This is a genomic window from Leclercia adecarboxylata (assembly GCF_035787115.1).
In the GTDB taxonomy this organism is placed as follows: Bacteria; Pseudomonadota; Gammaproteobacteria; order Enterobacterales; family Enterobacteriaceae; genus Enterobacter; species Enterobacter adecarboxylatus_E.
Window position 1 is genome coordinate 519,293 of the sequence record NZ_JALKTL010000001.1, and the last position, 12,707, is coordinate 531,999.

The following is a 12,707-nucleotide window of genomic DNA, read 5'->3' on the forward strand; positions in this document are numbered from 1 at the left end:
TTTTCTTCTGTTACCCATTTGGTTCAGGGTTGAGTCTGCCCTGTCCAGTGAAGACAAGATTATTTCAGGAGACAGAAATGGCTATAGGTAATTCGCTACGTGGGTTCCCCCGGATCCTGCAGTGGCTGCTGGTCGGTCTGATGGCACTCATCGGGCTGGCTGTCGGTGGACTGGGCTTTAAGCTCGCCACCGTAGGGGGAAGCTGGTACTTCCTGATCATGGGTGTGGTCATGCTGATCGCCGCGTTCCTCATCGCGCGCGGCCGCACCAGCGGCATTCTTCTTTACGCGGTGGCGTTTATCGCCTCGCTGATCTGGGCCGTGAGCGATGCGGGCTGGGATTTCTGGCCGCTGTTCTCGCGCCTGTTTACCTTTGCGGTGCTGGCGTTTCTGGCGGCCCTGGTCTGGCCGTTCCTGCGTGGCGCGGATCGTCCTGCCCATAAAACCCCGGCCTTTGGTATTGCCGCCGTGCTGGCAGTAGCGATGCTGGTAAGCTTCGGCTGGATGTTTAAGCCGCAGACTCTTATCAGCGCCAGCGAGCCGGTGCCGGTGAAACCGGTGGCGGAAGGTCAGCAGCAGAAGAACTGGGAGCACTGGGGTAACACCACCCACGGCGACCGCTTTGCCGCGCTGGATCAGATTAACAAGCAGAACGTCAAAGATCTGAAGGTGGCCTGGGTTGCCCACACCGGCGACATCCCCCAGAGCAACGGCTCCGGCGCGGAAGATCAGAACACCCCGCTGCAGATTGGCGATACGCTCTACGTCTGTACCCCGTACAGCAAGGTGCTGGCGCTGGACGTCGACTCCGGCAAAGAGAAGTGGCGCTATGACTCAAAAGCCACTGCGCCAAACTGGCAGCGCTGCCGGGGGCTGGGCTTCTTTGAAGACACCTCCAGCGTGACAACGGCACAGGCTCCAGTTCAGCCTGCCGCCTGCCCGCGTCGCCTGTTCCTGCCGACCACCGATGCTCGTCTCATCGCCATCAATGCCGACAACGGCAAGCTGTGCGAAGACTTTGGCGATCGCGGCGTGGTTGACCTGAGCGTGGGTATGGGCGAGGTCAAGCCTGGCTACTATCAGCAAACCTCTACCCCGCTGGTAGCGGGCAATGTCGTCGTCGTGGGCGGACGCGTGGCGGATAACTTCTCCACCGACGAACCGCCGGGCGTGGTGCGTGCCTATGACGTGCACAGCGGTAAGCTGGCCTGGGCCTGGGATCCGGGCAACCCGAACATCACCGGCCTGCCGCCGGAAGGCCAGACCTATACCCGCGGGACGCCAAACGTCTGGTCAGCCATGTCGTATGACGCGAAGCTGAACCTGATCTATCTCCCGACCGGCAATGCCACACCCGATTTCTGGGCTGGTCAGCGTACCGAACTGGATGATAAATACAGCTCCTCTATTGTGGCGGTGGATGCGACCACCGGTCAGGTGCGCTGGCATTTCCAGACCACCCACCACGATCTGTGGGACTTCGACCTGCCGTCACAGCCGCTGCTGTACGATCTGCCGGACGATAAAGGCGGCTCCACGCCGGTGCTGGTACAAACCAGCAAGCAGGGCATGATCTTTATGCTCAACCGTGAAACCGGCCAGCCGGTAGCGAAGGTGGAAGAGCGTCCGGTGCCTGCCGGTAACGTCGAAGGTGAACGTTACTCCCCAACCCAGCCGTACTCTGTCGGTATGCCGATGATCGGCAACCAGACCCTGACCGAATCGGACATGTGGGGCGCCACGCCGGTTGACCTGCTGCTGTGCCGTATTCAGTTTAAAGAGATGCGTCATCAGGGGGTCTTTACCCCGCCGGGTCTCGATCGCTCTCTGCAGTTCCCGGGCTCGCTCGGCGGCATGAACTGGGGCAGCGTCTCGGTTGACCCGAACAACAGCCTGATGTTCGTCAATGACATGCGTCTGGGGCTGGCGAACTACATGGTGCCGCGCGCCAACGTGGCTAAAAACGCCAGCGGGATTGAGATGGGGATCGTGCCGATGGACGGTACGCCGTTTGGCGCCATGCGCGAACGCTTCCTGTCGCCGCTGGGTATTCCGTGCCAGAAACCGCCGTTCGGCACCATGTCAGCCGTGGATTTGAAGTCCGGCAAGCTGGTGTGGCAGGTACCGGTAGGCACCGTTGAAGATACCGGCCCGCTGGGGATCCGCATGCACATGCCAATCCCAATCGGCATGCCGACGCTTGGCGCGTCGCTCTCCACCCAGTCCGGCCTGCTGTTCTTTGCCGGTACTCAGGATTTCTACCTGCGCGCGTTCGATACCGCTAACGGGAAAGAGATCTGGAAAGATCGTCTGCCGGTGGGCAGCCAGTCCGGACCGATGACCTACGTGTCGCCGAAAACCGGCAAGCAGTACATCATCATCAACGCCGGTGGTGCGCGTCAGTCTCCGGATCGCGGGGATTACATCATTGCCTATGCGTTGCCTGATAAGCAGTAACCGCGTTTAACTCTCGAGCCGGCCACCGATGTGGCCGGCTTTTTTATGCTTACGGCGTAGCGGACAAGGAATTTTCAATCCAGGTCGCCGTCGTGCCGTTCTGGTAACTGACCACCAGATTCTGATGGACCCCGGCGGGCCAGCAGCTGCGTAATACAGCCCGCTTCGTCTCCTCAAAGAAGGGCTTATCCCCCGCCGCTTCGTAGTCCGTCGCCCGGCCGTTGAGCTTGACGTTAAACGACACCGTCACTCTGCCTGAGTATTTCTGCGCCGCAGCCTGCTCAGGGTAGCGCGGCTGTACCCGGTAGACGTCGCCGTCGCAGTCCGCCTGCCCGTTGTCCACGGTCGATGTGCTTCCACCTACCGGGAAGGATAACCCAACGCCCACCCCGCCGTTGCCCCCTCCGCCGCCGATCCCGATGCCGCCAACCCCCACGCTGCCGCCTGACGCGCATCCGACCAGTAACCACACTGCGCAAACCACCTGCGTAAATCGTTTCATTGCCCTGTTCCTCTTCAGCCCTTACAACCATCATAGCGGGGAATAAAAAAAGGGTTCATGTCGAAACATGAACCCTTGCGCGCATTCCTGCCCGGTGGCGGAGCCGCCACCGGGCAGGACACATGGAGATCAGAAAGTCTCCCAGTTATCGCCGTCGGCGACGGCCGGGCGCAGCGGCGCGGCTGGTGCGACAGGAGCGGTACTGCTGCTGCTGCGGGCCTGTGCCATCCCCTGCAGACGGAAGGCGCCTACCGCCTCGGTCAGACGCGCAGCCTGGTCTTCCAGCGAGGCTGCCGCAGCGGACGCCTCTTCTACCAGCGAGGCGTTCTGCTGGGTGACTTTATCCATCTCGGAGATCGCCTGGCTGACCTGCACAATACCGCGGCTCTGCTCGTCAGAGGCGGCGGCGATCTCCAGCATGATATCGGTGACGCGTTTAACCGCTTCCACGATTTCGTTCATGGTGTTCCCTGCGGCGACCACCTCACCGGAGCCCTGATCGATGAGCGTGACCGACTCGCTGATCAGCCCTTCAATCTCTTTCGCGGCGTTGGCGCTGCGGCTGGCCAGAGTGCGGACTTCGCTGGCGACCACGGCAAACCCGCGCCCCTGCTCACCGGCACGGGCAGCTTCCACCGCGGCGTTCAGCGCCAGGATGTTGGTCTGGAAGGCAATGCTGTTGATAACCGCGGTGATCTCAGAGATTTTCTTCGAGCTGCTGGAGATGTTGCCCATGGTTTTCACCACGCCGGAGACCATCTGGCCGCCGCGGCTGGCTTTGCCGGAGGCATCTTCCGCCAGCTTGCTGGCGTGATGTGCGTTATCCGCGTTCTGCTTCACGGTGGCGGTCAGCTGTTCCATGCTGGCAGCGGTCTGTTCGATAGCCGCGGCCTGCTGTTCAGTGCGCGATGAAAGGTCGGTATTACCGGCGGAGATTTCGCTGGTGCCGCGATAGATCTCTTCCGCGCCCTGGCGCACGGTGCCCACGGTATTGACCAGCGAGCGCTGCATGGTTTGCAGGTCGTGGGTCAGGCGGCCAATTTCACTGCGCCCGGTCAGATCGTCGGCCAGGGTCAGGTCGCCCTTCGCGATATGTGCGATACGGTTTGCCGCGCGCTGCAGCGGGTTAATCACCGTGCGACGCAGCACGATAAAGGTGATCACCGTCAGCACCAGCGCCAGGCCAAAGGCACCGATCATAAACATCAGACCCAGCTGGGTGCGGGTGTGCGCCTGCTCCGTCAGCATATTAGCGCGATCGGTCCGGATCTTGATCGCCTTCAGCAACACCTCGTTGTAGGCGTCATCCAGCGGACGCGCCGACTCATTTTCATGGTTGATGATGGCTTCGAACATGCCGTTTTTGGCATATTTCAGCATCGGCTGCATGCCATCAATGTAGGCCTGGTAGCTCGCCTTCAGATCGCTGTCCAGCGCTTCGTCCGCCGGGGTGCGAACGCCGCGGCTCATGTAGGCGGCAAAGCCATCCTGAGACTGTTTAATACGTTGCTCTGCTTCCGCGATGTTCTTTTTCATCGCCTCCATTTCAGCGATACGGCTGGCGGCCCCCGCGTGAATCATGTTAATACGCGCCGTACGCAGATGGTTTGAACTGTTCGATAACCCGGTACGCACCTGGATTTCAGCCGTCACATCCTGCTGATCTTTGTCTGCCTGGAGTAAAAAATAGCCTGCCAGCCCGGCGCTCAGGGCAAACAGCAAAATGATACCCCCCAAAATCGAGGAGAAAAGCGGGAGCAGCCTGATGTGGTGCAAGAAGCCCAGCTTATGTTGCGCCCGAACTGTTGTTGTTTTGTCCATAGCCGTTGACTCTCTCATAGGTAAGATGCGTGGAAACACGCCTGTAAAGTAGTCATCGGCAATACAGAGAAATTGATTACGGCTAAAATCGCAACACTGGTCACACTTTCGTGATGATTATTAACGAAATGTCGCCCCGCTGCCCATAAAGGCGCAGCGGGAGAGAGGGTTTATCAGTTATCGCCGAAATGGATAACGGTGCGGATGGATTTCCCTTCATGCATCAGATCGAACGCTTCGTTGATCTGTTCCAGCGGCAGGCGGTGGGTAATGAACGGATCGAGCTGAATTTTGCCCGACATCGCGTCTTCTACCATACCCGGCAGCTGGGTGCGTCCCTTGACGCCGCCAAACGCGGAGCCACGCCACACGCGACCGGTAACCAGCTGGAACGGACGGGTTTTGATCTCCTGTCCGGCACCGGCCACGCCGATGATCACGCTTTCGCCCCAGCCTTTGTGGCAGCACTCAAGCGCGGCGCGCATTACGTTCACGTTGCCAATACATTCGAAGCTGAAGTCGACGCCGCCGTCGGTGAGTTCAACAATGACGTCCTGCACCGGCTTGTCGTAGTCGTTCGGGTTGACGAAATCGGTGGCGCCCATCTCGCCGGCCAGCCTGAATTTATCCGGGTTGGTGTCCACCGCAATAATACGGCCCGCTTTCGCCTGCACCGCGCCCTGGATCACCGCCAGGCCAATGCCGCCCAGACCGAATACCGCCACGGTATCCCCCTCTTTCACTTTCGCAGTGTTGTGTACGGCTCCGATCCCGGTGGTGACGCCACAGCCCAGCAGACAGACTTTATCCAGCGGCGCCTGCGGGTTCACTTTCGCCAGCGAGATTTCCGCGCAGACGGTGTATTCGCTGAAGGTGCTGGTGCCCATGTAGTGATAAATTGGCTCACCGTTATAAGAGAAACGGGTGGTGCCGTCCGGCATCAGCCCTTTACCCTGGGTGGCGCGAACCGCCTGGCAGAGGTTAGTTTTGCCGGATTTACAGAACTTACACTCGCGACACTCCGCGGTGTACAGCGGAATGACGTGATCGCCCGGTTGCAGGCTGGTCACGCCCTCGCCGACTTCCACCACCACGCCGCCGCCCTCATGGCCGAGCACCGCCGGGAAAACGCCTTCCGGATCGTCACCCGACAGGGTAAAGGCATCGGTGTGGCACACGCCGGTATGGGTGATTTTGATCAGCACTTCGCCTTTTTTTGGCGGCGCTACATCAATTTCAACGATTTTCAACGGCTGGCCAGGGCCAAATGCAACAGCAGCACGTGATTTCATCTTGCTTTCCTTTTAGTGATGTCAGGTTTTTATTTTAGATAAGAGCGCAGCAAATGGCCGACTTCCGCCATTCTGACCGCCCGCTGATCGGCAGTGGTATCCCCCGCCACCAGCTCATCTTTGAGGTGAATCTCAACCATTTCGCCCATTAACCCGTTGGCGGCTCCGCGTACCGCGGCGATCTGTTGCAGGATAGCGAGGCAAGGCTCGCCGGACTCAAGCGCCCGCTCCAGGGCATCGACCTGCCCGCGAATGCGGCGCACGCGCGTCAGGACACGTTTTTTGTCTTCAGGTGAATGTGGCATCGGAGGGCTCCTGGATACTGTAGGGGGGTATGGTATGTGATCTATTGCTGAGATGTAAACCCTGTTATCTGTGAAAACAGGTAAAGGACAGAGCCTCTGCAGGCTTACCCAATTTTAATCTTTCTTACTTTATCACCCGAAAAGATGTTAACGCGGTGTGTCATCATGCTGGTAAATGATCTCCATCATGACGTTACCCTGACGTCAGAATAATGAAAAAGGCCTGCACTCTTATGATCAAACTCACCCCGGCACTCCTCCTGACGGGCAGCATTTTTCTCGCTGGCTGTGATATGGAACTCTCGCAGGAGGCGAAATCCAAAGCAGAAGAGACCACCCAGGCAGCCAGCGCGTTAAAACAGGATGCGGATGCCTCGGTAGAAGCGTTAAAAAATTCAGTCAGTAGCGAAATGGAAAAAGCCAAAGAAACCGCCCTGGCCCGCTCCCAGGAAGCTATGACCGCTGGCCTGTCGGAAGAGACAAATAAGCATATCGACAACGTGAAACAGAAAGCGGAAGCGTTCGGCAATATGAAAGTCTCCGATCTGCTCAGTTTTGGCGACAGTGATGAAGCGGAACGTGAATCTGAAGAGAGTGAATAACTTTCAGGACAAACGCCAGTCCGAAGATTTGCGGACTGGCTTAAATAGTGAGTGCCCGTAAAGTCTCAGGCGTCCCCCGGTTCTCACAGCGGCTTAATATTCTGGTTCATCCGGAACAGGTTCATCGGATCGTACTTACTTTTTACCTCCACCAGCCGGTTCCACGTTGCGCCATAGGCAAAGGCAACGCGATCGGTTTCCTCTTCGGTGAGGAAGTTGATATAGGCACCGCCGCTGGCAAAGGGCTGGGTTCTGGCGAAGAACTCGCGCGCCCAGGCGACGCAGCGCTCATCCTCTTCGGCGGTTTCCCAGCGTCCGTGGACGTTCATCACATAGTTCGCATCCCGGCTTGAGTAGGCCATGGCCTCGGGCGCAACCTGGGTCGTATGGCCGCCAATGGTGCCGATAAAGATCTCGCAATGCGGTGATGGCAGCCTGCCCGCATACTCGACGATGGCATCGATAACGCTGTCGCTGATTTTCTCAAAGTTGTGCGACTTCCAGTAGTTGCGCGCCCCTTTCGCCAGCAGCGGATCGAAGGCCTGCTGCCAGGCGACGTAGGGCATCACGCCGATATGCTCGCCGATCGCCGTGCCGAACGTGCGCAACGGCGCAATAAGTTGCTCCCCCATTTCGGGATGGCCCACATAACACAGTGCGAGCGCAACCATCTCTTTCCCGTGAAAGTCTTCGGGCAAGAAAGGCAGCGGCGGCGCCTTGCGCGTCACCATCCAGACATTGAGCTCTTCCGGCATCGTACAGGTGAAGCGGGCAAACTGGGTGATTACCTGTTTTGCCTCATCAAACGGAAAGACGATCAGCCCGCACAACACCTCTGGCCCAACGGGATGGAGCTGAAACTCAAAGCGCGTCACCACGCCAAAGTTGCCCCCGCCGCCCCGCAATCCCCAGAAGAGATCCGCGTTTTCAGATTCGCTGGCGTGCAGCAGACGGCCATTTGCCGTGACAACCTCCGCCGAGAGCAGATTATCAATGGTCATGCCGTACTTACGGCTCAGCCAGCCAAACCCGCCGCCGAGCGTCAGACCGGCCACCCCGGTGGTGGAGTTAATGCCCAGCGGCGTGGCGAGGCCATGCGCCTGCACTGCCGCATCAAAATCACCCAGCGTGCAGCCCGGTTCGACGGTGGCCCGGCGAGTGTTCAGATCCACTTCCACTCGCTTCATCAGCGAGAGATCGATCATCAGGCCATCGTCGCACACGGCATTGCCTGCGATATTGTGCCCGCCTCCCCTGATTGAAATGAGGAGATGTTGTTCGCGCCCAAACTGGATGGCCTGCACAACATCCTCAGTGGTCGTGCAGCGGACGATCAGCGCGGGCTTGCGGTCGATCATGGCATTCCAGATCTGACGCACCTCGTCGTAGTCGTCATCGTCAGGAAACAGCACTTTCCCCTGAAAGTGCGCCCTGAACTCGTCTATTTCTGTTTTAGGTAGCGCCTTCATGATGGTTCCCCCTTCTGTATAACCCTACTAATTATGGCGGGTTTCAGGAGGCCCGGGAGTTTAAAAAGGCTACGGGGGTGAGCAGAAAGCGGCGCTTTTCAGCATAACCTTAAGGCAAGATTGTTATTCACCTACCAAACTTAGGCTTTTTGCCTTTAAGGAGCCGATACGATGAGGCGTCTGTTTACGTCGATTTTCTCCAGTCCCGAGTCTTTGCTGCAGGTGATGAGTCAACAGGAAATAATTGAGGCCGTAGAGGACGGGGATCGCATTATTATCGATCAGGATGGTAACGCCTCGGTCAACTTTAAAAGCCACGAGGTGCGGGAGGATTTTTTGCGCCACGTTAACGCGCTGAAGAGGGCCTGATATGGGAACGGCGATCTTTATGGTGCTGATGGTGAGCGGGTACTGGTACACCAGTCGTGACCTCTCCACCCGGTTCAAAATCAAGCGCTCTTTTGGCTGGGATGTCTATTTCCTCGTGGCGCTCTACGGCTGCATCTTCGTATTACAGGGCGTGCTCGCCACCGGACTGCTGTGGCTGCTGCTGCTCGCCCTCTCCTGGGCCGCCAATACCTTCCACCTTACCTCCCAGAACTACGTTAACTGGCAAATGGACTTTATGAACTGGAGCTTTCTGGGCATCCAGGCGCCGGTCGTGGTGATGCTGGCCTTCGCGATCCTGTTTTGCCTCTACCGGTCGAACTGGGCGGGCAGCGCCAGGCTGGACGGCGAAGGACGCAAGCAGCTTTATAAGCGCCTGTCGCAATCCAGCGGTATCGAACAACTGCTTTATCAGTGTATGGAAGAAGGTGAGCTGGCGCTGGTAACGCTGAAATCGCGGCGAATTTATATTGGCATGATCCATACCGCAACGCTGGAGTATGAAAAGACGGCCAATATCGTGCTTATTCCAATGCTGAGCGGCTATCGCGACGGCACAACGCTGAACCTGTGCATTGAGCATAATTACAGTAAATGGTATGCCGACCATGATATTACGCTCGACTCAGAGCCTAAAAGCGCCATGGCCTTTCGCAAGGTGATTATGCTGGATCAAATTGAAAGTCTTTCACTGTTTGACCCCGCCAGCGCCAGCGCGCTGGACCTGGATCGTGATTCGGAGAACAGCGCGTGAATTTTTCTCACGATCATGAAGATGACTCATGTTGCAATGAAATATAGTCGCTTTCACTCCCTCCCGGGCTCTGGCATAACATAAGCCATATTAACGTATTAGCAACACGGAGACCGAATGCTGTCACAACAGCGCCTTCCGTCTTTGTGTCAGAGCCCGGGAAAAATGACGATGAATAACAATTTCACCTTCACAATCGCGCACAGTCGTTTCGATGAACATTATAATCCTTCCGAAAACACGCGGATTACCACCAACTTTGCCAACCTGGCCCGGGGAGAAAGCCGTCAGCAGAACCTGCGCAACACGCTGGTGATGATTGATAACCGCTTCAACGCCTTAGCGCACTGGGACAACCCAAAAGGCGATCGTTACTCCGTCGAACTGGACATTATCTCTGTTGAGATGAATATTGCAGGTGAAGACAATCATGCCACCTTCCCGGCGATTGAAATCTTAAAAACCAATATTGTTGATAAAAACACTAACGAACGTATAGAAGGGATCGTCGGGAATAACTTTTCTTCTTATGTACGGGATTACGATTTCAGCGTATTACTGCCCGATCATAATAAACATCAGACGGCGTTTAGCATTCCCGCTAATTTTGGCGAACTGCACGGCAATATCTTTAAGCATTTCGTTAATTCAGCGGAATATAAAGAGAACTTCAGCAAGCCGCCGGTCATCTGCCTCAGCGTATCCAATAAAAATGTCTATCACCGCATCGGCAATGCCCATCCGGTTTTAGGCATCGAGTACCAGCAAGAGGGCTCGTCGTTGACGGAAGCGTACTTCAAAAAGATGGGGCTGCAGGTTCGCTACTTTATGCCGCCACACAGCGCCGCGCCGCTGGCGTTTTTCTTCACCGGCGATCTGCTGCGCGACTACACCTTCCTGGAGCTGATCGGCACCATCAGCACCATGGAGACCTTCCAGAAAATTTATCGCCCTGAGATTTATAACGCGAACTCGGTCGCCGGGCATTATTACCAGCCCAGCCTGACTAACCAGGATCACTCCCTGACCAAAATAGTTTACGACCGCGAAGAGCGTAGCCAGCTGGCTATCGAGCAGGGAAAGTTCACTGAAAAGCACTTCATCAAACCGTACAAAAATATTCTTGAGCAATGGTCTGCTCACTGTGCGCTTTGATTCATTAAAAATATAAGGTCACCTGCTATGAAAACATTGCTCCCCACCTCCACTGCCGGCAGCCTGCCGAAACCCTCCTGGCTGGCGCAGCCGGAGACCCTCTGGTCTCCGTGGAAATTGCAGAGCGAGGAGTTACTCGCCGGTAAACAGGATGCGCTGCGTTTGTCTCTCGACGATCAGCTGCGGGCTGGCATAGATATCGTCAGCGACGGCGAGCAAACGCGCCAGCACTTTGTCACCACCTTTATTGAACACCTCAGCGGCGTTGATTTTGAGAAACGCGAAGTGGTTAAAATCCGTAACCGCTACGATGCCAGCGTACCGACGGTAGTGGGCGCCGTGGCTCGTCAGAAGCCGGTGTTTGTTGAAGACGCGAAGTATTTACGCCAGCTCACTTCCCGGCCGATTAAATGGGCGCTGCCGGGTCCGATGACCATGATCGACACGCTCTACGACAACCACTATAAAAGCCGTGAAAAGCTGGCCTGGGAGTTCGCAAAAATTCTCAATCAGGAGGCTAAAGAGCTGGAAGCGGCCGGGGTCGATATTATTCAGTTCGACGAACCCGCTTTTAACGTCTTTTTTGACGAGGTCAACGACTGGGGGATCGCCGCATTAGAACGCGCCATTGAAGGGCTGAAATGCGAAACGGCGGTGCACATCTGCTACGGCTACGGCATCAAAGCCAATACCGACTGGAAAAAGACGCTGGGTTCGGCGTGGCGCCAGTACGAAGAGGCATTCCCAAAACTGCAAATCTCGAATATCGATATCATCTCGCTGGAGTGCCATAACTCGCGCGTACCTGTGGATCTGCTTGAGCTGATCCGCGGTAAAAAAGTGATGGTTGGCGCCATCGACGTGGCGACCAATACCATCGAGACGCCCGAAGAAGTGGCCGATACGCTGCGCAAAGCGCTGCAGTTTGTGGATGCCGACAAGCTCTACCCGTCCACCAACTGCGGGATGGCGCCGTTGTCCCGCCAGGTCGCTAACGGCAAGCTAAACGCCCTAAGCGCCGGAGCGGAGATTATCCGCAAGGAACTGGCGGCAAGATAAATTTGTCAGCCGGCACGCGAAGTATTCCCGGCTAACGGCAAGATAATCTGTTTGATTATCTTGCCTGTGTAGCTGAAAAGACGCGTGTTAATGGCGCATCAGCTAGGTTCTGAATGAAGGATCTTCCCGCTCAATTAACCGCGTAAGCGCTTTGAAAACATCCTGCCCTGCCCCAAATCGCGGATCGAACTGGAGCGAATCCTGGGTACATTTACGCTGGATAGCGTCAGGTATCTCCAGCACCGGCCCCATCGACATCGAAGCGACCTGAATTTCACATGCCCGATTCAGAAGCCATAGATTAGCGAACGCCTGAGGTAAGTTGTGTCCCCAGGCCAGCAGACCGTGGTTTCGCAGGATAATACACGGGCGATCGCCAATACTTCTCAGCAACCGGGGACCTTCGTCCGCGTGCACCGTAATGCCTTCAAAATCATGGTATGCCACTTTTTCATAAAGCTGCGCGGAATAAAAATTGCTCATTGAAAGCCCGCCAGCAGAACAGGCTACCGCCATCCCTGCGGTGGTGTGGGTGTGCATTACGCAGTGGGCTTCCGGAATACTGTCGTGTATCGCGCCATGAATAGTGAAACCAGCAGGATTTATGGGCCAGTCGCTGTGCCCAATGATATTGCCCTTATTGTCAATTTTAACCAGCGATGATGCGGTCACCTCTGAATACATCAGGCCGAAGGGGTTAATAAGAAAATGTTTTTCAGGTCCCGGCAGGCGTAAGGTGATGTGATTATAAATCAGTTCGTTCCATCCAAGATGAGCGAAGATACGATAACAGGCTGCAAGATCGACCCTTGCGGCCCACTCTTCCGGGCTATAGCCAGCGGGAACGTCACTACGTGAACCGGTGCAGGTTTGGGTGAATGTGATGGTCATGATGACTCTCCTTT

At 56.5% G+C, this 12,707-nt stretch carries 12 protein-coding genes; 6 read left to right on the plus strand and 6 right to left on the minus strand.

Annotated elements, in window-relative coordinates:
* The first annotated feature begins 77 nt into the window (after positions 1-77).
* Positions 78-2,456, plus strand: a complete 2,379-nt coding sequence (locus MXM41_RS02450) for a glucose/quinate/shikimate family membrane-bound PQQ-dependent dehydrogenase (protein WP_325929693.1) — start codon at positions 78-80, stop codon at positions 2,454-2,456.
* Positions 2,457-2,505: 49 nt separating this feature from the next.
* On the opposite strand, the gene MXM41_RS02455 is transcribed toward MXM41_RS02450, so the two are convergent.
* The 4 genes from MXM41_RS02455 to MXM41_RS02470 all read right to left on the minus strand — a co-directional run bounded on the left by MXM41_RS02455 (position 2,506) and on the right by MXM41_RS02470 (position 6,376).
* The gene (locus tag MXM41_RS02455) at positions 2,506-2,958 is read right to left on the minus strand and encodes an energy transducer TonB (protein ID WP_325929695.1); all 453 of its coding nucleotides are present in this window, start codon (positions 2,956-2,958) and stop codon (positions 2,506-2,508) included.
* Positions 2,959-3,087: 129 nt separating this feature from the next.
* The gene (locus tag MXM41_RS02460) at positions 3,088-4,779 is read right to left on the minus strand and encodes a methyl-accepting chemotaxis protein (RefSeq protein ID WP_325929696.1); all 1,692 of its coding nucleotides are present in this window, start codon (positions 4,777-4,779) and stop codon (positions 3,088-3,090) included.
* Between the two features lie 173 nt (positions 4,780-4,952).
* Positions 4,953-6,071 carry an S-(hydroxymethyl)glutathione dehydrogenase/class III alcohol dehydrogenase gene (locus MXM41_RS02465; RefSeq protein ID WP_325929697.1) on the minus strand — a complete coding sequence of 373 codons (1,119 nt, stop codon included), beginning with the start codon at positions 6,069-6,071 and terminating at the stop codon, positions 4,953-4,955.
* Between the two features lie 29 nt (positions 6,072-6,100).
* Positions 6,101-6,376 (minus strand): metal/formaldehyde-sensitive transcriptional repressor, encoded by a 276-nt coding sequence (locus MXM41_RS02470; RefSeq protein ID WP_325929698.1) that lies wholly within the window; start codon positions 6,374-6,376, stop codon positions 6,101-6,103.
* Positions 6,377-6,609: 233 nt separating this feature from the next.
* Between MXM41_RS02470 and MXM41_RS02475 the strand changes: the two genes are divergently transcribed.
* Positions 6,610-6,978, plus strand: a complete 369-nt coding sequence (locus MXM41_RS02475) for a hypothetical protein (protein ID WP_325929699.1) — start codon at positions 6,610-6,612, stop codon at positions 6,976-6,978.
* A gap of 83 nt (positions 6,979-7,061) precedes the next feature.
* Here MXM41_RS02475 and MXM41_RS02480 read toward each other — a convergent pair whose 3' ends face one another.
* The gene (locus MXM41_RS02480; RefSeq protein WP_325929700.1) at positions 7,062-8,447 is read right to left on the minus strand and encodes an FAD-binding oxidoreductase; all 1,386 of its coding nucleotides are present in this window, start codon (positions 8,445-8,447) and stop codon (positions 7,062-7,064) included.
* A 171-nt stretch (positions 8,448-8,618) separates the two neighbouring features.
* On the opposite strand from MXM41_RS02480, the gene MXM41_RS02485 reads away from it, so the two are divergent.
* The 4 genes from MXM41_RS02485 (at position 8,619) to MXM41_RS02500 (ending at position 11,802) form a co-directional block, all read left to right on the plus strand.
* Positions 8,619-8,816 carry a hypothetical protein gene (locus MXM41_RS02485; protein ID WP_325929701.1) on the plus strand — a complete coding sequence of 66 codons (198 nt, stop codon included), beginning with the start codon at positions 8,619-8,621 and terminating at the stop codon, positions 8,814-8,816.
* A gap of 1 nt (position 8,817) precedes the next feature.
* Positions 8,818-9,588 (plus strand): hypothetical protein, encoded by a 771-nt coding sequence (locus MXM41_RS02490; RefSeq protein ID WP_325929702.1) that lies wholly within the window; start codon positions 8,818-8,820, stop codon positions 9,586-9,588.
* A gap of 171 nt (positions 9,589-9,759) precedes the next feature.
* Positions 9,760-10,743, plus strand: coding sequence for a DUF1852 domain-containing protein (locus MXM41_RS02495; protein ID WP_325929704.1), 984 nt, complete (start codon positions 9,760-9,762; stop codon positions 10,741-10,743).
* Positions 10,744-10,770: 27 nt separating this feature from the next.
* Positions 10,771-11,802 carry a methionine synthase gene (locus tag MXM41_RS02500; protein WP_325929705.1) on the plus strand — a complete coding sequence of 344 codons (1,032 nt, stop codon included), beginning with the start codon at positions 10,771-10,773 and terminating at the stop codon, positions 11,800-11,802.
* Positions 11,803-11,904: 102 nt separating this feature from the next.
* Here MXM41_RS02500 and MXM41_RS02505 read toward each other — a convergent pair whose 3' ends face one another.
* A complete protein-coding gene (locus tag MXM41_RS02505; protein WP_325929706.1) occupies positions 11,905-12,693 on the minus strand; it encodes a class II aldolase/adducin family protein in 789 nt (262 codons plus the stop codon).
* Positions 12,694-12,707 lie beyond the last annotated feature (14 nt).